The organism is Nocardiopsis sediminis (assembly GCF_042650565.1).
Taxonomy (GTDB): Bacteria; Actinomycetota; Actinomycetes; order Streptosporangiales; family Streptosporangiaceae; genus Nocardiopsis_B; species Nocardiopsis_B sediminis.
The window spans coordinates 559,333-579,317 of record NZ_JBHSBH010000004.1; the positions used below are offsets into that span (position 1 = coordinate 559,333).

Consider the following 19,985-nt stretch of genomic DNA (forward strand, 5'->3'; position numbering starts at 1 on the left):
CCATGGCCCTGTTGAACGATGAATGGAACGGCGCGGTCTTCACCGGCGCCTGGGCGCCGGCGCGGGGCGGGGACGCCCCGGTGACGGCGCCCGCGTCCGGTGCGGAGATCGGGCGCATCGGGTCCGCCGACGCCGAGGACGTCGGTGCTGCGGCAGCGGCGGCCGCCACCGCCCAGCGCGGGTGGGCGGCGGCCTCTTTCGAGGAGCGGGCCGCGGTCCTGCGCCGCGCCGCGGCGCTGCTGGAGGAGCACAGCGAGGAGATCGCCGGGTGGCTGGTGCGCGAGGCCGGGTCCGCCCGCGGCAAGGCCGGCTTCGAAGCGCACCTGGCCGCCACCGAGGCCTACGAGTCGGCCGCCCTCGCCTCCCAGCCGGCCGGAGAGGTCCTGCGCAGCGGCAAGCCCCGGCTTAGCCTCGCCCGCCGGGTGCCGGCCGGCGTGGTCGGCGTCATCGCCCCGTTCAACTTCCCGCTCATCCTGGGCCTGCGCTCGACCGCCCCCGCTCTGGCGCTGGGCAACGCCGTCGTCCTCAAGCCCGACCCGCGCACCGCGGTCAGCGGCGGCGCCGTCATCGCCGAGGTCTTCCGGGCGGCGGGGCTGCCCGACGGCGTGCTGCACGTCCTGCCCGGCGGCGCCGATGCCGGGGAGCGGCTGGTGGCCGACCCCCACGTGCGGATCGTCTCCTTCACGGGCTCCACCGCGGCCGGGCGCAGGGTCGCCGAGGCCGCAGGCCGCCACCTCAAGCGCGTCCACCTGGAGCTGGGCGGGAACTCCCCGCTCATCGTGCTGGACGACGCCGACCCCGACCGCGCCGCCTCCGTCGGCGCCTGGGGGTCCTTCCTGCACCAGGGCCAGATCTGCATGACGACCGGGCGCCACATCGTCCACGAGTCCATCGCCGACGCCTACATCGACCGGCTCGCGGCCAAGGCCGAGGCGCTGCCGGTCGGCGACCCCGAGCGCGACGAGGTCGCCCTCGGCCCGGTCATCGACACCGCCCAACGGGACCGGATCCACGCGCTCGTCACCGGGAGCGTCGAGACGGGCGCCGAGGTCCGCGCGGGCGGCACGTTCGACGGGCCGTTCTACCGGCCCACCGTCCTCGACAAGGTCACCCCCGCCACACCCGCGTTCGGCGACGAGGTCTTCGGCCCCGTCGCGCCGGTCATCCGCTTCTCCACCCTCGGCGAGGCGGCCGCGATCGCCTCGGCCTCCGACTACGGGCTGTCCCTGGGCATCCTCACCGGCAACCCGATGCGCGGCCTGGAGCTGGCCGACCGCATCCCCTCCGGGATCGTGCACATCAACGACCAGACCGTGGACGACGAGGCCGTCGCCCCGTTCGGCGGGGTCGGTGTATCGGGGACCGGCGCCCGCTTCGGCGGCACCCGCGCCAACATCGAGGCGTTCACCGAGACCCAGTGGGTGACCATGCAGAGCGAGATCGAGCGCTACCCGTTCTGACCGCGGGCGCGCAGGTCCCGAGGTCGTTCACCCGGTCGGCCGGCGGGACGGGGTGCCCGGTCCCCGTCGCGGCGGCGGCCGGGGCGGTCGAGCGGTGCGGCGGCCCCGCTCGACCGCGGGACCGGGCCCCTCAGCCGACGTCGGCCTGAACCTCGCGCGCCGCCTCGGCCATGGCGGCGGCGACCTCGGCCGGGTCGGTGCCGTCGAACAGCGGGGCGACCTCGTGGGAGAGCGTGTTGCGCACGGCCAGCGTGCCCGCGAACACCGCATGCTCGGTGCCGAATCCCCAGCGGCCGATGGACTGCGCGCCGTCGGCGAAGCCCTGCACCGCCGCCTCGTCGTAGAGGTCCGACAGCGGGACGTGCGATCCCGGGGCCTCACCGGTGCGCAGCGCCGACCAGCCCTCGGTGAACGCGTCGGGCTCCTGCTGGGTCCCCGAGCGCATCGGGACCCTGCCCTCGGGGGAGACCGCCAGAGACTCCAGGTAGCCGTCGCCGAGCAGGAACTCGATGAACGCCTGCGCGCCGGAGGCGTCGGCCCCGCGCGGCACACCGAGGTTGAGGGTCTGCCCGTAGCGGGGCCCCTGCGCGGCACCGGTGTCGTTGGAGCCATCGGGGTCCTCCAGGCCTTCGGAGGCAGCGGTCTCCCCGGAGCCCGCCGCAGCGGCGCCCGGGTCCCCGGAACCGCCGATGACCGTGGTGAACCCGGTGTTCTCGGCCAGGAATTCGGGGTCGTCGGCACACTCGTCGCAGGTCGTGGGGGAGCCGGGGACCAGCCCGGCGAGCTCGTCGACGACGTCGGGCCCCCAGAGCAGCATCGCGCTCTCCCCGGCCAGGTACGCGTCCCGTGCGGTGCGCACGTCCTGGTCACCGCCGTCCGACGCCGCCGCCATCCGCTGGTAGTCGCCGAGCGCGGCCACGCACCTCTGGGACTCCAGGGCGACGGAGCCGCTGGGGCCGACCAGCGGGCAGTCCCGGGCCACCATCAGCGCCTCCAGGGTCTGGGTGGTGAACGGGTCTCCCGGCCGGGTGCCGAGAGCGATCCCCGCGACGCCGTCGGTGTCGATGCGCTCGGCGGCGTCGGCGATCTCGGCGGGCGTCGCGGTCGCCCCAGGCGGCCGCACACCTGCGGCCTCGAACATGTCGGTCCGGTACACGAGCACCTGGCCCCACCCGTCGCTGGGCACGGCGACCGGGCCGTCGCCCACCGTCACCATCTCCAGGGCGCGCTCGCTGAAGGTGCCGGGGCCGAGCTCGTCGAGCACGGCGCCCGCGGCGGCGGGGTCCAGAAGGTCCTGCCGCGTCCAGGCCGCCGCCTGCTCCGCGGTCGCCAGCACCACATCGGGCACCTCGCCGGCCTCTGCGCCGACCTCCAGCGCCCGGCCCTGATCGCCGGCCTCCATCGGCACCACATCGACCTCGATGCCGGTCTCCTCGGTGAACCGCGCCGCGGTCTCCTCCTGCTGGGCGATCCGGTCCGGCGTGACGTGCGGTGTCCAGAACGTGAGGACGTCGGCCCTCCTCTCGCCGTCGTCGGGCGTACACGCCGTCAGGGGCAGCAGAACCGCTGCCGCCAGTGCCAGCGCGGCGCGGCTCGTGGTGGACTCGAACACCGTCACGGTCACCTCGGGGATCACTGGATGGGGGGGTGCACTCGCTCGCCGCCGGAGGGGGCGGGGCGGGGGCGCTGGGCGCGATCGGGGCGGGGGAGGGGCCCGGATGCGTCCGGTGCATCATGCCCGGTTCCCGCCCGTGCGGCCAATCGGGGAGGTTGCGGGATCAAGCGTGCGGCGGGCACACCCCGCCGCGGCGCGGATCAGCCGAGCAGGTGGGCGTTGACGTCGCGCACCAGGCCGGCCAGGTCGGGCACCTCGACCACGGTGCGGCCGGCCGCCCGCAGCCGTTCGGCGCCGTCGCAGTCCACGAAGATCGCGGGTTCGCGCCAGGCGAACACCACCCGCGGGATCGGCGTGGCCAGGATCAGGTCGGTGCAGGTGAGCGGGCGCGAGGCGCGCGTGCCGCAGGGTTCCAGCGAGCTGTAGACCGTGGCGGTGCGCAGCCGGGGGTCGGCGCCGTCCACGGCGCGCAGCGCCGCCTCCTCGGCGTGGTCGTGCGGGTCGTCGCGGCGCGAGTAGCCGTCGGCGAGCACGGTGCCGTCGGCGCCGACCACGATCGCCCCGACGCAGAACGCGCTCGGCGACGGCGTGCACGCGCGCGACAGGTCGATGGCCGCGCGCAGCCAGTCGCGGTCGGCCGGGTTGGCGTGTGTGCCCGTGCCCGGGATCGCGCCGGGCCCCCTCCCGGAGGTCATGCGGCCTCCGCGCGCAGGTAGCGGAGCACGGCGATGTCGCCGATGGCGCGCGTCTCCACCAGGCGGAGCGGGGCGCCGGGGCCGTTGGCGAACGCGCCGGGGCCGGTGAACCGGGGGGCGCCGGGCTCGCCGACGAAGAACGGGGCGATGGCCAGGCGCAGCTCGTCGGCCAGTCCCGCGGTCAGGAAGAGCGTGTGCACGTGCGTGCCGCCCTCGACCAGGAGGCGCCGGACCCCGCGCAGCGCGAGGTCGGCCAGGATGCGCTCGGGGCGGGGCGGGTCGCCCGCGTCGGCCACCTCGGCGTCGGCCCGGGCCGCCAGGCGGGCGCGGGCCTTCTCCAGCGCGGCGCCGCCGGTGTAGACGACCTTCCCGGCGTCGCCGGTGGTGAAGAACCGGGCATCGGGGTCGAGGTCGCCGCTCGCGCTGAGCACCACCTTGAGCAGGTCGCCGGTGCGTCCCTGGGCGATGCGCCGGCGGCGGCGCTCCTCGGGGTGCACGAGCAGCCGCGGATCGTCGCTGCGCAGGGTGCCCGCCCCGATGAGGATGGCGTCGCAGTCGGCGCGCAGCGCGTGGACCTCGTCGAAGTCGGCGTCGTTCGACAGCCGCAGGCGGTCGGGCCCGGTGTCGTCGATACAGCCGTCGAGCGACATCGCACAGCTCAGAATGGTGTAGGGCCGGTCCATGCCCGCCACCCTAGCGCTGCGGCCCGCCACGCGGACCGTCGCTCGCGGGCGTGCGGGCCCAGGCGGGGCGACACGCGCGATTGGTATGTCACGCACCCGACTAGCCCAGTGCGATCGCGCATGTACTGACCCGGCTATCCGGCCCCGCGTCCACCATCGTGCCACATGTGCGGCGTTGCGCCCGGTTTCGGACCCATACGCCGGATCGGCGTCGGCGGGCGTGCCTTGATCCGGCCGGTGCCGGCGTGTGATCCTGGCGGGACCCCGCGTGCAGGGGCGTCGGCACGTCCCGCGATCCCGTGAGGAGTGGCACCGTGCGCCTGGTCTACGTGCTCGACACCGGCGACCTGCAACGGGCGGGGGAGTTCTGGTCGGCGGCGCTCGGCTTCGAGCCCGTCGAGGTGCCGGGCCGGCCCTACCTGGAGCTGAAGGACCCGCAGGGGCGCTGGCCGGACCTGCTCCTCCAAGAGGTGCCCGAGCCGAAGAGCGGCAAGAACCGGATGCACCTCGACATGGTGGTCCCTGACCTGCACGCCGAGCTCCCCCGCCTCCTGGAGCTGGGAGCGACCCGGCGCGAGGGACCCGTCGAGGAGGACCACCACCGCCTGGTCATCATGGCCGACCCGGAGGGCAACGAGTTCTGCCTCATCGACCACCTCGTCTCCGGCTGAAGCCCTCACCGCCGCAGAAGCGGGGCGCTGCGGGGGCCGGCCGGCTCGGGAGCCGGCTTTTCCACAGCCGCGGAATCCGCCCTGCCGCCCGGCCGCCCCGGCTCCTACCGTGGGTCACATGTTCCTCACCGCAGCCGCGACCGGCCACCCCTTACAGCCGATCGACCGCAACCACGTGCACCACCGCGTGGCCCGCCTCGTCGGAGGCGGCCAGGTCGATCTCGGCGCTGATGCCCCAGTCGTGGTCGTCGTCGGGGTCGTCGAAGGCCTGGCGGACCTCCCATACGCCCTGCCGCTCCTCGATGTGCAGCATCTTGGGTCCGCGCGCGTCGGGGCCGATCCCCAGCTCGTCGTGCTCGGCGAAGTACTCCGCCATCGCCTCCGACCACGCCTCGGCGTCCCAGCCGTCCTCGGCGTCGAGCGCGCCCAGGTCCGCGTAGCGGCCCAGCGCGGCCAGCTCCACGCGGCGGAACATCTCGTTGCGCACCAGCACCCGGAACGCACGCTGGTTGGCGGTGACCGGCTTGGGGCGGTCCTCGATCTGCTCGGCGCTCGCGGTGTCCTGCGTCGGGTTGGTCAGCTCCTCCCACTCGTCGAGCAGGCTGGAGTCCACCTGGCGCACAAGCTCGCCCAGCCATTCGGCCAGGTCGCGCAGTTCCTCGGTCTTGGCGTCCTCGGGCACGGTCTGGCTCAGCGCCTTGTAGGCGCCCGCCAGGTAGCGCAGCACCAGGCCCTCCGACCGTGCCAGCTCGTAGAAGCCCACATAGTCGGTGAACGTCATCGCCCGCTCGAACAGGTCCCGGGCCACCGACTTCGGGCGCAGCGGATGGTCGCCCACCCACGGGTGGCCGCGCCGGTAGACCTCGTATGCGTGGTCGAGCAGGTCCACCATCGGCTTGGGGTAGTCGATCTCCTCCAGCCGCTCCATCCGCTCCTCGTACTCGATGCCGTCGGCCTTCATCTCGGCCACGGCCTCGCCCCGCGCCTTGTTCAGCTGCGCACCGAGGATCTGCCGGGGGTCGTCGAGCGTCGACTCCACCACGGTCAGCACGTCCAGCGGGTAGGTGGGCGAGTTCCGGTCGAGCAGTTCGAGGGCGGCCAGCGCGAACGTCGACAGCGGCTGGTTCAGCGCGAAGTCGGGCTGGAGGTCGACCGTCAGGCGCGCGGTGCGGCCGTTGGCGTCGGGCTCGGGCAGCCGCTCCACGATCCCGCCGTCGATCAGGGAACGGTAGATCGCGATCGCCTCGCGGATGTGCCGCCGCTGGGTGGGCCGGTCGTCGTGGTTGTCGGTGAGCAGGTGGCGCATCGCCGCGAAACAGTCTCCGGGGCGGGCGATCACGCTGAGCAGCATCGCGTTGCTCACCCGGAACCGCGACGTCAGCGGCTCGGGTTCGGCGGCGATCAGCTTCTCGAAGGTCGCCTGGTCCCAGCCCACGAAACCCTCGGGGGCCTTCTTGCGCACCACCTTGCGGCGCTTCTTGGGGTCGTCGCCCGCCTTGGCCAACGCCTTCTCGTTCTCCACGACGTGCTCGGGCGCCTGCACCACCACGTTGCCCACCGTGTCGAACCCGGCGCGGCCGGCCCGCCCCGCGATCTGGTGGAACTCCCGCGCCTTCAATCGCCGCACGCGCACGCCGTCGTACTTGCTCAGCGCCGTGAACAGCACCGTGCGGATCGGCACGTTCACGCCCACCCCCAGGGTGTCGGTGCCGCAGATGACCTTCAGCAGGCCCGCCTGCGCCAGCCGCTCCACCAGGCGCCGGTACTTGGGCAGCATGCCCGCGTGGTGCACACCGATCCCGTGCCGCACATAGCGCGAGAGGTTGCGGCCGAACTTGGTCGTGAACCGGAAATTCCCGATCTCGGCGGCGATCGCGTCCTTCTCCGCGCGCGTGCACATGTTGATGCTGGTGAGCGACTGCGCCCGCTCCACCGCCTGCGCCTGGGTGAAGTGGACGATGTACACGGGCGACTCGTGCGTGGTGAGCAGCTCCTCCAGCGTCTCGTGCAGCGGGGTCTTCCGGTAGGAGTAGAACAGCGGCACCGGTCGCTCGGCGGAGCTGACCACCGCGGTCTGGCGCCCGGTGCGCCGGGTGAGGTCGTCCTCGAACCGGGTGACATCGCCCAGCGTGGCCGACATCAGCAGGAACTGCACCCGCGGCAGCTCCAGCAGCGGCACCTGCCACGCCCAGCCGCGGTCGGCCTCGCCGTAGAAATGGAACTCGTCCATGACCACCGTGCCGATATCGGCGTCGGCGCCGTCGCGCAAGGCGATGTTGGCCAGCACCTCGGCCGTGCAGCAGACGATGGGGGCGTCGGCGTTGACACTGGCGTCGCCGGTCATCATGCCGACGTTGTCGGTGCCGAACATCGCGCACAGGTCGAAGAACTTCTCCGACACCAGCGCCTTGATCGGGGCGGTGTAGAACGCGCACTCGTCCCGGGCCAGCGCCGCGAACAGCGCGCCCGCCGCCACGAGGCTCTTGCCCGAACCGGTGGGGGTGCTCAGGATGACGTTGGACCCCGACACCACCTCGATCAGGGCCTCCTCCTGGTGCGGATAGAGGGTGAGGCCCCGCTCCTCGGCCCACGAAGCGAACGCCTCGAAGAGGGAATCGGGTTCGGGTCGGGCCGGAAGCTGATCGATGAGACTCACACAACCCATAGTGCCCGGTCCGCGGCAGTGACCCGAACACGGAAGGGGACGCACCCCCGTGCGGAGTGCGTCCCCGATGCCCGTTGCGAAGGGCTCCCGCCGTGCCCGGGCGGGCGGCGGGACCGCTGCGGACCGCCGCCTAGATCAGGCCGAGCTTGCGGACCGTGTCGCGCTCCTCCGACAGCTCCTGCACGGAGGCGTCGATGCGCTTGCGGGAGAACGCGTCGATCTCCAGCCCCTGCACGATCTCCCAGGAGCCGTTGCGCGAGACCACCGGGAAGGACGAGATCAGGCCCTCGGGCACCCCGTAGGAGCCGTCGGAGGGGATGGCCGCCGAGGTCCAGTCGCCCTCGGGGGTGCCGTTGACCCAGTCGTAGACGTGGTCGATCGCGGCGTTGGCGGCCGACGCGGCCGACGACGCGCCCCGCGCCTCGATGATCGCCGCGCCGCGCTTGGCCACGGTCGGGATGAAGTCGTCGCGCAGCCACGCGTCGTCGTTCACGGCCGCGGCGCCGGAGGTCCCGTTGACCTCGGCGTGGAAGATGTCGGGGTACTGGGTGGCCGAGTGGTTGCCCCAGATCGTCAGCTTCTTGATGTCGGTGATCGACACGCCGAGCTTCTGCGCGAGCTGCGTGAGCGCGCGGTTGTGGTCCAGGCGGGTCATGGCGGTGAAGCGCTCCGCCGGGACATCGGGGGCGTGCGCCTGCGCGATGAGCGCGTTGGTGTTGGCGGGGTTGCCCACCACGAGCACGCGGATGTCGTCGGCGGCGCCGGCGTTGATCGCCTCGCCCTGGGGCTTGAAGATGCCGCCGTTGGCCTCCAGCAGGTCGCCGCGCTCCATCCCCTTGCTGCGCGGGCGGGCGCCGACCAGCAGCGCGACGTTGGTGCCGTCGAACGCCTGACGGGCGTCATCGAAGATGTCGATGCCCTGCAACAGCGGGAACGCGCAGTCGTCGAGCTCCATGGCGGTGCCCTCGGCGGCCTTCACTGCCGGCGGGATTTCGAGCAGCCGCAGCTTGACGGGCGTGTCGGCACCCAGCAGCTGGCCGGAGGCGATCCGGAACAGCAGCGCGTAGCCGATCTGACCGGCCGCGCCGGTTACGGTGACGTTGACGGGTGCTTGGGCCATGACCTTCTTCTCCTGATGACGTGTGTGCGACCGGCGATGCCCTCCCCGGCCTGCGGATCCACCGCCCCCGCCCGTGGCGGTCCCGACCACCCAGGGACGACGCGCCCACAGAAACAGGCGGCGATGCCGCGAACACCCACCCTAGTCGGGCCCTTCCCGGCCCCCACGAGCGGCACCCGTCCACGCTGCGACGGAACGCCCGTTCAGCGCCATTGCGGTCCCGACGTGCCCACCGCCCCCGGTTTTCCGGCCCATGTCAGAAGGCCCCGCCCTGTTAGGATGTCCCATCCCGGCGCCACACCTAGGCCGGGAAACCGCTAGCGCACCCCCCGGGTGTCACGCAGCGGGCCGGTAGCTCAGCTGGTCAGAGCAGGGGACTCATAATCCCTGGGTCGCGGGTTCGAGCCCCGCCCGGCCTACCCACCTTGAACACGAAAAAAGCGCCGCCGACCTGTAAGATAGGCCGACGGCGCTTCGTCGTGTCATGGGGCTGGCTGCGGCTGCGACCGGCCTTCCACGGGTGGCCGTGTCGAATACGTGCTGCAATTCCGACGTACCCCTCGGCCCGAGAGGGGGTCGTGGGCCGTCACGACGATGTGAAGGAGAAGGTGCCGTACGTTCCCGTCTCCATCGCGAAGGTCTCGACACCGCCGGACCCCTGCGCCTGGCAGGTCACATCGGTGTCGCCGTCCGGGGCGACTAGCAGGTACTCCTCCATGTCGCACAGCACCGCCTCGGTGTCGGCGTACCACCGCAGCGCGTCCTCCGCGATGTCGCGGGAGATCGGCTGCTGCTCGGCCCGGGGTTCGAAGGAGAAGACGAACTCGCTCCCGCTGATGTCGACGCTCCAGGGGACCTCAAGGCCCTGGTAGGTCACCGTGCAGGTGATGGTCTCCTGTGCGGCGGCGTCGGTCTCGGGGCACTCCGCTGTCGCGGCGGGGTCGGCGGCCTGCGCGAAGGTGGTCGTCTCGGCCAGCAGCTCGTATTCGATCTGCTCGGTCGGCGACGCGCCGGCGGCCGGCTCCGGCGGGAGTTCGCTCTCGTCGAACCTGGGCGCCGACGAGGGGATCGGGCCGGTGCGGAAGTCCCCGGTGTCCGCGGCGGCCTCGGCCGGTGCCTCCTCCGCAGTGGTCGGTGCCGGTGCCTCGTCGGGCACCTCGGCGGATGGGGCACCGCCACAGCCGGCCAGGGCGCCGACGGCAAGCAGGCCGGCGATCGTGCCCGTGAGGTTCTGCTGGACGCGGGTCGGTCTCATCGATCTCTCTTCTTCTTCGGTGCGTGTGCCGAAGCCGGGTATCCGCACGTCCCGGGTCCGGGGCGCGCGTCGGCGGATCGGTCTCCGGCCTGGGGCGGAAGGACTCCGGGCTCCCCTGGACGGGATCAAGGGAATCCGCCCGTCCGCTTCCGGACGGCCCCAGAGCGGGCATGCCGAGGTGCGGCGCGGCATGACGGGGAGGGCGGGTTCTTCACCCGCAATGAGCATGGCAAAGCGCGCAGCCGATGTCGTTATCCGGGAGCGCACAGGTCTTAACATGACGTGCACATTCGTCCTTGCCGCGTCCGTACCCCCGTCGCCCCGGGGCGCCCGGCGGGCTCGAACGGGACCGGAATGCCCGTAGGCACTTGCTACGACCTCCGGCAACGCGGACAATCGCAATCCGGCTCCTGCCCCAGGGGACACCCCCGCCCCGGCAGGCGCAGTGCGGCCAGTGGTCAGCCGTGGATCCCGCGAACGGGTGGCGAGCGGTCAGGGCGGTCGGGGCGCCGCCGCTCGTGCGGAAACGCGAGCATGCCGGAGGAGCAGAGGAAAGTGGTCGTTTCAACGTTCGACTGCGAGGATTTCCCGCGGGAGGAGCGGTTCGACCGGTGGCGGAATTGGACGGCCGACACGTATGCGGCGATGAGCATACGCAGCGACCATTCCGCGGACTTCGAATTCCATCAGAGTCACCTGGCGCTCGGACCGGTGGTGGTATGGCCGACAGAGGTGCCCACCATGGAGCTGAACTGGACATCGGCGCAGGCGCGCGCCTTGGATTCCGACGTCTACCACATAGGGCTGGTCAGGCGGGGCACGTGCACCACTGACTGGGGAGACCGGCAGACCATTCACCTTCCCGGCCAATTGCAGTTCAATGGAAGTTCCCGTCCATTCGCGACGCGATACGCCCACGACGGTGGCTTGTACAAGAGCATCGGGATCAAAGTGCCGCACAGCGCGATCTCGCTGCCGCAGACACTCGTCGCCAGGGCCATGGCGGCGGAGATCTCCTACCGGGAGGGTGTGGGCGCCGTGCTGGACGGCTTCGTCACCCACCTCGCCGCCACCGCCGGCTCACTCACCCCGGCCGACGCCGCGCGTCTCGGCGGCGTCCTGGCCGACCTCGTCTCGGCCGTGCTCGCCCACGCCCTGGAAGCGGATACCGCGCTGCTCCCCGAGGCCCGCCGGCGCAGCCTCCTCCTGCGTGCCCAGCGGTTCCTCCTGGACAACCTCCACGACCCCGATCTGGGGCCCCACGATGCCGCCGCGCACCTGCACATCTCAGTGCGCCACCTGCACCAGCTGTTCCAGCCCACCGGCACCACCGCCGCCGCCTGGATCCGCGCCCGGCGGCTCGAACGTGCCCACCGCGACCTCGCCGATCCCGCCCTTGCCGGCCTGCCCATCGGCGCGATCGCGCGCCGCTGGGGCTACGCCCACCACACCGCCTTCAGCCGCGCGTTCCGCGCCGCCCACGGAATCTCGCCTACCGACCACCGCCACGAGAGCCGGCCCCGGTCCTCCTGACGGCCCGGCGCCCGGGATGCGCTTCGTCGTGTCATCCGGCCGGCCACGGCTGCGACCGGCCTTCCACGGCGGGTTCTGAGGGGGTTCGTCCGGGCTGCGGCGACGCAGGAGAGGGGCGATCACGGAATGCTCCCGTCTTGTCGCAGGTCACGGCGGTATTGCTCTTATGAGCAAAAATCCCCCCATCTGTTGCGCCTTTGTGAAATCCAGATCTACGGTGCGTAACACGCATCACATCTGGAGGCCAACATGCGTCGTTCACGCATCCTGGGCATCATGGCGGTGGCGACCGCCACGGTCACCCTCTCCGCTTGTTCGCTGTCCATGACCCCGGGTGGGGCTTCCGGCGGTGGCGGCGATTCCGATGGGCCCGTCGTCATCGGGTTCAGCCAGGCCACGCAGCAGTCCCCCTTCTACGTCCAGCTCCGTGAGGGCGCCGAGCGGGCGGCCGCGGACGAGGGCGCCGAGCTGTACTTCGCCGACGCCGGCGGTGACGTCACCAAGCAGAACGATGACGTCCAGGACCTGATCACCCGCCAGGTCGACATCCTGCTCATCAACCCCGTCGACCCCGAGGGCGTCGAGGCCGCCATCGCCTCCGCCGAGTCCGCCGGGATCCCGGTCGTCACCGTCGACCGGCCGGTGCCCGAGGGCGCCGACGCCCACGTCGGCCGCGACAACGAGGCCATGGGCGCCCTGGTCGGCGAGCGGCTGGCCGAGGAGCTCGGCGACGAGGGCGGCACCGTCATCGAGATCAAGGGCGACGCGGGCGGCGCCGTGGCGCGCGATCGCAGCGCCGGGTTCCACGAGGCTGTGGCCGCCAACGACGCCGTCGAGATCGTCGAGGGCCCCTACAGCGACTACATCCGCTCCAACGCGGTCACCGCCATGCAGGACCTCATCCAGACCAACCCCGACGTCCGCGCCGTCTACGCGCACAACGACGACATGGCCCTGGGCGCCCTCCAGGTCCTGCGCGAGAACGGCCGTGACGACGTCCTCGTCACCGGCGTCGACGGCCTGATGGAGGCGGTGCAGGAGATCGCCGACGGCGGACCGTACCTGGCCACTGCCCTCAACGACCCCATCGAGCTGGGCCGCGTCGCGGTCGGCACCTCCCTGGGGGTGCTGGACGGCGAGGTCCCCGGCGAGCCGGTCGACGCCGGGACCACCCTCGTGGACCCCGATAACGCGGCCGACTACGTCGGCGACACCACCTTCGCGCTCGACGGCGACGCGTAAGACGGCCGCCGGCAACGAGCGGCACCGACTGCGATCGCGGCCCCGGGCCTCCCGGGGCCGCCACCGAGAGGAAGAACCACCGCCATGTCAGAGACCATGCAGGCCGCCGTTCTCCACGGCCCCGGGGACATCAGGGTCGAGCAGGTCCCCGTCCCCCGCCCGGGCCCGAACGAGGCGCTGGTCCGCGTCGCCGCCTGCGGCGTCTGCGGCTCCGACATCCCCCGCATGCTCCGCCCCGGTGGCGCCTACCACCTGCCCCTCATCTGCGGCCACGAGTTCGCCGGGCACGTCGTCGCCTTGGGAGAGGATCTCGCGGCATCGGGCGCGGTCGCCGAGGGCGACCTGGTCACGGTGCCGCCGCTGCTGCCCTGCCGGGCCTGCGGCCCCTGCGCCCAGGGCAACTTCAGCCTCTGCGAGGACTACGACTACTTCGGCAGCCGCCGCGCCGGAGCCTACGCCCAGTACGCCACGGTCCCCGCCGGGAACCTCCTGGTCGTACCCCGGGACCTGGACCCCCGCGCCGCCGCGATGCTCGACCCGGCCGCCATCGCCCTGCACGCCGTGTGGCGCACCAAGCTGCGCGCGGGCCACCGGGTCGCCGTCGTCGGGGCCGGGCCCATCGGGCTCTTCGCCATCCAGTGGGCGGCGCTCTCCGGGGCGTCGGAGATCCTGTCCATCGACGTCAGCGAGGAGAAGGCGGCCATGGCCCGCCAGGCCGGGGCCACCCACACCGCGACCTCCCCCGAGGAGGCGCGCGAACACGCGGGGGACGGCTACGACGTCGTCGTCGAGTCGGCCGGGGCCCCTGCGACCGTCGAGCAGGCCGTTTCTCTGGCGGCCCGCCTCGGGCACGCGGTGTTCATCGGCATCCCGCACGACCCCGTGGTGCTGCCCAAGGCGACCTTCAGCTCCTTCCTGCGGCGCGAGGTCACCCTGCACGGGGCGTGGAACTCCTTCTCCGCCCCCTTCCCCGGCGACGAGTGGCGCCACGCCGCCCGCGCCATGGCGGAGGGCCGCCTGGAGTGGAAGTTCATGATCACCCACGAACTCGGCCTGGACGAGCTTCCCGGCACCATGCACCGGCTGGGAGACCGGTCGGTCTTCAGCTCCAAGGTGCTCTTCCTGCCGAACGGGGACTGACATGACGGCACTGCTGGCGATCGACCTGGGGACGGAGAGCGCGCGGGTCGCCGTCTACGCGGACGACGGCACCGCCCTCGGGCACGGCGAGAGCGGCTACCCCACGCACTACCCCCGGCCGGGCTGGGCCGAGCAGGACCCGCGCGACTGGTGGCGGTCGGTGGTGAGCGCGGTCGGCCAGGCGCTGGAGGAGGCGGGCCGCCCGCAGGTGGCGGGCGTCGCCGTCGCCACCACCGCCTCAACGGTCGCCGTGCTCGACGACGAGGGCGCGCCGCTGCGCCCTGCCCTGCTGTGGATGGACACCCGGGCCAGCGAGGAGTCGGCGCGCACAGCGGAGGTCGACCACCCGGTGCTGCGCTACTCCGGCGGCTCCGACGCGGTCGAGTGGCTCGTCCCCAAGGCCATGTGGCTGGCCGCCAACGAACCGGAGACCTACCGCCGCGCCGCGCGGATCGTCGAGGCGGTCGACTACCTCGTGTGGCGGCTGACCGGCCGGTGGGCGGGCTCGCAGATGAACGCCGTCTGCAAGTGGAACCACGACCCCCGTGGCGCGGGGTTCCCCGCCGACCTCTACGCCCGGTTCGGGGTCCCGGACCTGCGGGGGAAGCTGCCCGACACGGTCGTCCCCGTCGGCGACCCGATCGGGGAGATGACCGCGGCCGCACGCGGGGAACTCGGGGTGCAGGGCCCCGCCCTCGTGTGCTCCGGCGGCATCGACGCCCACCTGTCGCTCCTAGCGGTCGGCGGTGCCCGCAACGGACGCGTGTCCGTGGTGTCCGGCACCTCCACCGCCTTCATCACCGAGGTGGACGAACCCGTCTTCCCACCGACCATCTGGGGCCCCTACCCGGACGCCCTGGACCGCGGCGCCTGGCTCATCGAGGGCGGCCAGGTCGCCTCCGGATCCGTCCTGACCTGGACCGGAGAGCACCTGCTCGGCCTGCGCCGCGCCGACCTCCCGGCCCTCTTCGACGAGGCGGCGGCACTGCCGCCCGCCGACCACGGACTCCTCGTCCTCGACTACTTCATGGGCAATCGCACGCCGTTGCGCGACCCGCGGCTGCGCGGCGCCGTCCTGGGGCTGACGCTGGGCACCACGCCCGCGCAGGTCTACCGGGCGGCAGTGGAAGGGGTGGCCTACGGGACCCGCCGGGTCCTGGAGTCCTTCGTCGAGGGCGGGGTGCCCGTGGACGAGGTCTTCGTCTCCGGGGGGATCCGCCACAACCCGCTGTGGCTCCGGACCACCGCGGATGTCCTGGGCCGCCCGCTGCACCTGGTCTCCGGGGACAACCTCACCCTGCGGGCGTGCTCCGTCATCGCGGCGGTGGGCACCGGGGCGGCGGGGGACCTGCGCGAGGCCGCGCGGGCCTTCGCACCCCGGTACCGGGTGGTCGAACCCGACACCGCGCACGCCGAAGCCCTGGAGCGCGGATACGGGGACTACGTCGCCGCCACCGATCAGACGCGCGCCATCGCCCACCGGCTCAGCGACCCCGCTCGGAGGCGGCCATGAGCGAACCGACCGACGGGAACCTGCTCTACCAGGTCGCCTCGCTCTACTACGAGCAGGACCAGACCCAGGAGCAGATCGGCACGCGACTCCACTTCACCCGCTGGAAGGTCGGGCGGATGCTCGTCGAGGCCCGCGAGGCCGGGATCGTGCGCATCGAGGTCGTCCACCCCCGGTCGCGCGTCCACGCGGTGGAGCAGGCCCTGCGCGACCGATTCGGGCTGCGCGACGCCGTTGTGGTGTCCGCAGGACGGACCCAGGACGAGGAGGAGCTGCGGTCCCGCGTGGCCAAGGCCGCCGCGGACTACCTGGCCGCGCTGCGCCCCGCTCCGGTCCTGCTCGGCGTCTCCTGGGGGCGCACGCTGGACCTCGTCGCGCGCGACATCCCCGCCGGGTGGGCACGCGGCGTGGACGTGATCCAGATCAACGGCGGCCTGAGCCGGTCCCACCGGCCCACCTCCGCCCAGGACATGGCGAGCCGCATCGCCCACCAGGGATCTGGCACTGTCACGCTCCTGCCGGTCCCCGCCATCGTCGAGCACGAGGACACGCGCCGCGTCCTGGAGCGCGACCGCGCGGTCGCCGACATCCTCGACCACGCCCGGGGCGCGGACGTCATGCTCTTCAGCCCCGGCGGCATGGGCACGGACTCGGTCCTGGTCGAGTCCGGGCACATCGATCCGGCCGACGTCGAGCGCCTCGCCTCCCTTGGGGCGGTGGGCGACGTGGTGGGCCGCTTCCTCGACCGGAGCGGGGCCGTGGTCGACCCCGGGCTGGACGCCCGGACCCTGGGCGTGTCCTTCGACGCCCTGCGGTCGGCCCCGGTCTCCATCGCGGTCGCCTCCGGAGCCGCCAAGCACGCGGTGTGCGCAGCGGTCGTCACCGGACGGCTGTGCAACACCCTCGTCACCGACGACCAGACCGCCCGCCGGCTGCTCGACCGGGAAACCCGGGAGGTGTGATGTCCATCGATACCGGACCCGACCGCCTGACGATGCGCGGCATCGTCAAACGGTTCCCCGGCACCGTTGCCAACGACGGGGCCGAACTGTCCGTGCGGGCCGGGGAGGTGCACTGCCTGCTCGGTGAGAACGGGGCGGGCAAGAGCACCCTTGTGAAGATCCTCGCCGGGTCCCAGCAGCCTGATGAGGGCGAGATCCTGATCGACGGCGTGCCGGTGGCGCTGCCCAGCCCGCAGGCCGGGCTGGCAGCGGGGATCGCCGTCATCTACCAGGAGCTGGACCTGGTCCCCGACCTGACGGTGGCGCAGAACCTGCTGCTGGGCCGCGCGCCGGCGTTCGGCCCCTTCGTCCGCCCCGCGGAGCGCGAGCGCCGGGCGCGGGCGGCTCTGGACCGTGTGGGCGCCGACTTCCCGGTCACCGCCACGGTCCGCGACCTGCCCATCGCCGCGCAGCAGCTCACCGCCATCGCCCGCGCCCTGACCTCCGACGCCCGCGTCATCGTCATGGACGAGCCGTCGGCGACCCTGGGCGAGAACGACCTGCGCAAGGTCTTCGACGTGGTCCGCTCCCTCGCCGCCGAGGGTCGCTCGATCATCTACATCTCCCACCGCATGGACGAGATCATGGAGATCGGGGACCGGGCCACCGTCCTGCGCGACGGGCGTACCGCCGGGGTGTTCGACGTGGCCTCGACCGGGCCGGACACCCTGGTGTCGGCGATGATCGGCGAGGCGCGCGAACCGGCCGGGTCCGGCCGGCGGCCGCCGGCCATGGGCGACCCCCTGCTGTGCGTCGACCGCGTCCGCGTTCCCGGGCTCCTCGACGTCTCCGGGATCGAGGTGCGGCCGGGCGAGGTCGTCGGGCTCGCGGGGCTGGGCGGCGCGGGCCGCACCACCCTGCTCAGGGCGCTCTTCGGCGACGTCAAGGCCACCGTGGAGGTTCGCCTCGACGGTCGGCCGCTGCGCGTCATGAGCCCCGCGTCGGCGGTGCGCGCCGGCCTGGCCCTGGTGCCCGAGAGCCGCAAGGAACAGGGCCTCATGCTCGGGCTGTCGGTGGTGCGCAACGCCGCGGTCACCGCCCTGGGAGGTCCCCCCTGGCTCCTCCCGCACCGCCGCGGGGCGCGTCGCGCCGATCCGGTCCTCGCCGACCTGGGCGTGCGCTTCTCCTCGCCGCACCAGCCCGTCGGCAAGCTCTCCGGCGGCAACCAGCAGAAGGTCGTCCTGGCCAAGTGGATCGCCCGGGGCGGCGTGCGGGTCCTGCTCCTCGACGAGCCGACCCGCGGACTGGACGTCGGCGCCAAGGCCGACCTCTACCGCCAGGTCCGCGCCCTGGCCGGAACGGGGGTCGCCGTCCTCCTCGCCAGCAGCGAGCTCAGCGAGCTGACCGCGAACGCGGACGGCGTCTGGGTGCTGTACGAGGGCCGCAACGTCGGCTTCTTCGACCCCCGCACCACCTCCGAGACCACCATCGCGCACACCGTCGTCACAGGAGCGATGCCATGAGCACCCTCACACAGGAACCCCGGGCGTCCGCCGCCCCCGCGGCGCGGGGGCGCCGCGGCTCCGACATGTTCGTCAAGTTCAACCTGCTCATCGTGTTCTTCGCGCTGTGCGTGGCGGCGACCCTGCTCGCCCCCGAGTTCCTCACCACGCGCAACCTGGCGAACCTGCTCCAGCAGTCGTCGCTCACGGGCATCGTGGCGGTCGGGATGACCCTGGTCATCCTCACCTCGGGCATCGACCTGTCGGTCGGCAGCACCGCCGCCTTCGGCGGGATGGCGGTCGCCCTGCTCATCGACAACGACCTGAACTTCCTGGGGGCGATCGCGATCAGCCTCGCGGTCGGCGCGCTCTTCGGCGCCGTCATGGGCGGGCTGTCCGCCTACCTGGCGCTGCCCGCGTTCATGACGACGCTGGCCGGGCTCACCGCGATCCGCGGCCTCACCTACCTGCTCACCGACGGCAAGCCCGCCGGCGGCGACGTCCCGCAGGTGTTCCAGCTGCTGGGCGGCGGTTTCCTGGGCTACGTGCCCGTGGTGGGCCTGATCTTCATCGCGGTCACGGTGGCCGCCGCCCTGGTGCTGCGGTACACCACCTTCGGCGAGTACGTCTACGCCGTGGGCAGCAACCGCGAGGCCGCCCGCCTGTCGGGGCTGCCCGTGCGCGGGGTGGTGACCGCGGTCTTCGCGATCTCCGGGGCACTGTCGGCGCTGGCCGGGGTGCTGCTCACCGCGCGCCTGACGATCGGCCAGCCCACCGCGTTCAACGGCCTGGAACTGGACGCGATCGCGGCGGTGGTCCTGGGCGGCACCAACCTCTTCGGCGGCCGGGGCGGGGTGTTCGGCACGTTCGTGGCCGTCCTGCTGCTCTCGGTCCTGCGCAACCTGTGCAACCTGATGGGGCTGGGATCGTTCTTCCAGATGGTCGTGACCGGCGTCATCCTCGTCGTCGCCCTCATCCTCAACATGGTCATCGAGAAGAGAGGTTCCCGTGCCTGATACGGCAACGGCGCCACCGGCGGCGCCGAACTCCTCCCTGCGGGCGTTCCTGCACGGCCTTCCGGGGGTCGACGAGGTCGGCGCCCGGGCCCGAGCCCAGGACCTGTCCACCCGGTCCATCAAGACCACCGCCAAAGCGCACGCCATCGACCTGGCCATCTCCATGGTGGACCTGACGACGCTCGAGGGCGCCGACACACCCGGCAAGGTCCGGTCCCTGTGCGCCAAGGCCGCCCTGCCCGACCCGGCCGACCGGACCGTGCCCCGCGTGGGCGCCGTGTGCGTCTACCCCGATATGGTCGCCATCGCCGTCGCGGCGCTGCGCGGTACCGGGATCGGCGTGGCCTCGGTCGCCACCGCCTTCCCGTCGGGGCGCGCGCCCATGGAGGCCAAGCTGGCCGACACCCGGCACGCGGTCGCCGACGGCGCCACCGAGATCGACATGGTCATCGACCGCGGCGCCTTCCTGTCCGGGGACTACGGCAAGGTCTTCGACGAGATCGCCGCGGTCAAGGAGGCCTGCGGCGGAGCGCACCTGAAGGTCATCCTGGAGACCGGCGAGCTGGTCACCTACGACAACGTGCGCCGCGCCTCTCACCTGGCGATCCGCGCGGGCGCGGACTTCATCAAGACCTCCACCGGCAAGGTGTCCCCGGCCGCGACGCTGCCGGTCACCCTGATCATGCTGGAGGCCGTGCGCGACCACCACGCCGCCACCGGCCGCCGCGTCGGGGTCAAGCCGGCCGGGGGCATCCGCACCACCAAGGACGCCATCCGCAACCTGGTCCTGGTCAACGAGACCGCCGGACCCGGGTGGCTGACGCCGGACCTGTTCCGCATCGGCGCCTCCAGCCTCCTCAACGACCTGCTCATGCAGCGCACCAGGCTGTCCACCGGCAGCTATCCGGGCCCCGACTACTACACGCAGGACTGAGCC

At 72.7% G+C, this 19,985-nt stretch carries 16 protein-coding genes and 1 tRNA gene; 11 read left to right on the forward strand and 6 right to left on the reverse strand.

All coding sequences use genetic code 11. The annotated features are described in order from the left end of the window. Positions 1–2 precede the first annotated feature (2 nt). Positions 3–1,460, forward strand: coding sequence for an aldehyde dehydrogenase family protein (locus ACFOVU_RS06580; protein ID WP_378530788.1), 1,458 nt, complete (start codon positions 3–5; stop codon positions 1,458–1,460). A 130-nt stretch (positions 1,461–1,590) separates the two neighbouring features. Here ACFOVU_RS06580 and ACFOVU_RS06585 read toward each other — a convergent pair whose 3' ends face one another. From ACFOVU_RS06585 to ACFOVU_RS06595, 3 genes are all read right to left on the reverse strand, one after another. Then, complete coding sequence (locus tag ACFOVU_RS06585; RefSeq protein ID WP_378530790.1) at positions 1,591–3,078, reverse strand: ABC transporter substrate-binding protein; 1,488 nt, start codon at positions 3,076–3,078, stop codon at positions 1,591–1,593. A 197-nt stretch (positions 3,079–3,275) separates the two neighbouring features. Then, complete coding sequence (locus ACFOVU_RS06590) at positions 3,276–3,770, reverse strand: dCMP deaminase (protein WP_378530792.1); 495 nt, start codon at positions 3,768–3,770, stop codon at positions 3,276–3,278. After that, entirely contained in the window at positions 3,767–4,453 is a 687-nt protein-coding gene (locus ACFOVU_RS06595; RefSeq protein WP_378530794.1) for a RibD family protein, read from the reverse strand. The genes ACFOVU_RS06590 and ACFOVU_RS06595 overlap by 4 nt, the downstream gene beginning before the upstream one ends. A 314-nt stretch (positions 4,454–4,767) precedes the next feature. Between ACFOVU_RS06595 and ACFOVU_RS06600 the strand changes: the two genes are divergently transcribed. Further along, complete coding sequence (locus ACFOVU_RS06600) at positions 4,768–5,124, forward strand: VOC family protein (protein ID WP_378530796.1); 357 nt, start codon at positions 4,768–4,770, stop codon at positions 5,122–5,124. A 151-nt stretch (positions 5,125–5,275) separates the two neighbouring features. On the opposite strand, the gene ACFOVU_RS06605 is transcribed toward ACFOVU_RS06600, so the two are convergent. Together ACFOVU_RS06605 and ACFOVU_RS06610 are read right to left on the reverse strand one after the other, a co-directional pair. Continuing rightward, positions 5,276–7,789, reverse strand: a complete 2,514-nt coding sequence (locus ACFOVU_RS06605) for a DEAD/DEAH box helicase (RefSeq protein ID WP_378530798.1) — start codon at positions 7,787–7,789, stop codon at positions 5,276–5,278. Positions 7,790–7,919: 130 nt separating this feature from the next. Further along, on the reverse strand, positions 7,920–8,909 hold the full coding sequence (locus ACFOVU_RS06610) for a malate dehydrogenase (RefSeq protein WP_378530800.1): 990 nt from the start codon (positions 8,907–8,909) through the stop codon (positions 7,920–7,922). A gap of 345 nt (positions 8,910–9,254) precedes the next feature. Between ACFOVU_RS06610 and ACFOVU_RS06615 the strand changes: the two genes are divergently transcribed. Then, positions 9,255–9,328, forward strand: a tRNA-Ile gene (locus tag ACFOVU_RS06615). 167 nt (positions 9,329–9,495) lie between these two features. Here the strand turns inward: ACFOVU_RS06615 and ACFOVU_RS06620 are convergent. Continuing rightward, positions 9,496–10,164, reverse strand: coding sequence for a hypothetical protein (locus ACFOVU_RS06620; RefSeq protein ID WP_378530802.1), 669 nt, complete (start codon positions 10,162–10,164; stop codon positions 9,496–9,498). A 534-nt stretch (positions 10,165–10,698) separates the two neighbouring features. On the opposite strand from ACFOVU_RS06620, the gene ACFOVU_RS06625 reads away from it, so the two are divergent. From ACFOVU_RS06625 to deoC, 8 genes are all read left to right on the forward strand, one after another. Beyond that, entirely contained in the window at positions 10,699–11,697 is a 999-nt protein-coding gene (locus tag ACFOVU_RS06625) for an AraC family transcriptional regulator (RefSeq protein WP_378530804.1), read from the forward strand. 249 nt (positions 11,698–11,946) lie between these two features. Further along, positions 11,947–12,939 (forward strand): substrate-binding domain-containing protein, encoded by a 993-nt coding sequence (locus ACFOVU_RS06630; protein WP_378530806.1) that lies wholly within the window; start codon positions 11,947–11,949, stop codon positions 12,937–12,939. An 84-nt stretch (positions 12,940–13,023) separates the two neighbouring features. After that, positions 13,024–14,079 carry a galactitol-1-phosphate 5-dehydrogenase gene (locus ACFOVU_RS06635; protein ID WP_378530808.1) on the forward strand — a complete coding sequence of 352 codons (1,056 nt, stop codon included), beginning with the start codon at positions 13,024–13,026 and terminating at the stop codon, positions 14,077–14,079. A 1-nt stretch (position 14,080) separates the two neighbouring features. Continuing rightward, the gene (locus ACFOVU_RS06640) at positions 14,081–15,592 is read left to right on the forward strand and encodes an FGGY-family carbohydrate kinase (protein WP_378530810.1); all 1,512 of its coding nucleotides are present in this window, start codon (positions 14,081–14,083) and stop codon (positions 15,590–15,592) included. Beyond that, positions 15,589–16,551 carry a sugar-binding transcriptional regulator gene (locus tag ACFOVU_RS06645; protein ID WP_378530812.1) on the forward strand — a complete coding sequence of 321 codons (963 nt, stop codon included), beginning with the start codon at positions 15,589–15,591 and terminating at the stop codon, positions 16,549–16,551. The genes ACFOVU_RS06640 and ACFOVU_RS06645 overlap by 4 nt, the downstream gene beginning before the upstream one ends. After that, positions 16,551–18,053, forward strand: a complete 1,503-nt coding sequence (locus tag ACFOVU_RS06650; RefSeq protein ID WP_378530814.1) for a sugar ABC transporter ATP-binding protein — start codon at positions 16,551–16,553, stop codon at positions 18,051–18,053. Before ACFOVU_RS06645 ends, ACFOVU_RS06650 begins: the two co-directional genes overlap by 1 nt. Then, complete coding sequence (locus tag ACFOVU_RS06655; RefSeq protein ID WP_378530815.1) at positions 18,050–19,048, forward strand: ABC transporter permease; 999 nt, start codon at positions 18,050–18,052, stop codon at positions 19,046–19,048. The genes ACFOVU_RS06650 and ACFOVU_RS06655 overlap by 4 nt, the downstream gene beginning before the upstream one ends. Further along, positions 19,041–19,982, forward strand: a complete 942-nt coding sequence (deoC, locus tag ACFOVU_RS06660; RefSeq protein WP_378530817.1) for a deoxyribose-phosphate aldolase — start codon at positions 19,041–19,043, stop codon at positions 19,980–19,982. Before ACFOVU_RS06655 ends, deoC begins: the two co-directional genes overlap by 8 nt. The last annotated feature ends 3 nt before the right edge of the window (positions 19,983–19,985 follow it).

Bases quoted from the DNA above. Each gene is read 5' to 3' on its own strand.
- ACFOVU_RS06580 (WP_378530788.1), top strand. From the start codon at position 3: ATGGCCCTGTTGAACGATGAATGGAACGGCGCGGTCTTCACCGGCGCC.
- ACFOVU_RS06590 (WP_378530792.1), bottom strand. From the start codon at position 3,770: ATGACCTCCGGGAGGGGGCCCGGCGCGATCCCGGGCACGGGCACACAC.
- ACFOVU_RS06595 (WP_378530794.1), bottom strand. From the start codon at position 4,453: ATGGACCGGCCCTACACCATTCTGAGCTGTGCGATGTCGCTCGACGGC.
- ACFOVU_RS06605 (WP_378530798.1), bottom strand. From the start codon at position 7,789: ATGGGTTGTGTGAGTCTCATCGATCAGCTTCCGGCCCGACCCGAACCC.
- ACFOVU_RS06610 (WP_378530800.1), bottom strand. From the start codon at position 8,909: ATGGCCCAAGCACCCGTCAACGTCACCGTAACCGGCGCGGCCGGTCAG.
- ACFOVU_RS06620 (WP_378530802.1), bottom strand. From the start codon at position 10,164: ATGAGACCGACCCGCGTCCAGCAGAACCTCACGGGCACGATCGCCGGC.
- ACFOVU_RS06625 (WP_378530804.1), top strand. From the start codon at position 10,699: ATGCCGGAGGAGCAGAGGAAAGTGGTCGTTTCAACGTTCGACTGCGAG.
- ACFOVU_RS06630 (WP_378530806.1), top strand. From the start codon at position 11,947: ATGCGTCGTTCACGCATCCTGGGCATCATGGCGGTGGCGACCGCCACG.
- ACFOVU_RS06635 (WP_378530808.1), top strand. From the start codon at position 13,024: ATGTCAGAGACCATGCAGGCCGCCGTTCTCCACGGCCCCGGGGACATC.
- ACFOVU_RS06640 (WP_378530810.1), top strand. From the start codon at position 14,081: ATGACGGCACTGCTGGCGATCGACCTGGGGACGGAGAGCGCGCGGGTC.
- ACFOVU_RS06645 (WP_378530812.1), top strand. From the start codon at position 15,589: ATGAGCGAACCGACCGACGGGAACCTGCTCTACCAGGTCGCCTCGCTC.
- ACFOVU_RS06650 (WP_378530814.1), top strand. From the start codon at position 16,551: ATGTCCATCGATACCGGACCCGACCGCCTGACGATGCGCGGCATCGTC.
- ACFOVU_RS06655 (WP_378530815.1), top strand. From the start codon at position 18,050: ATGAGCACCCTCACACAGGAACCCCGGGCGTCCGCCGCCCCCGCGGCG.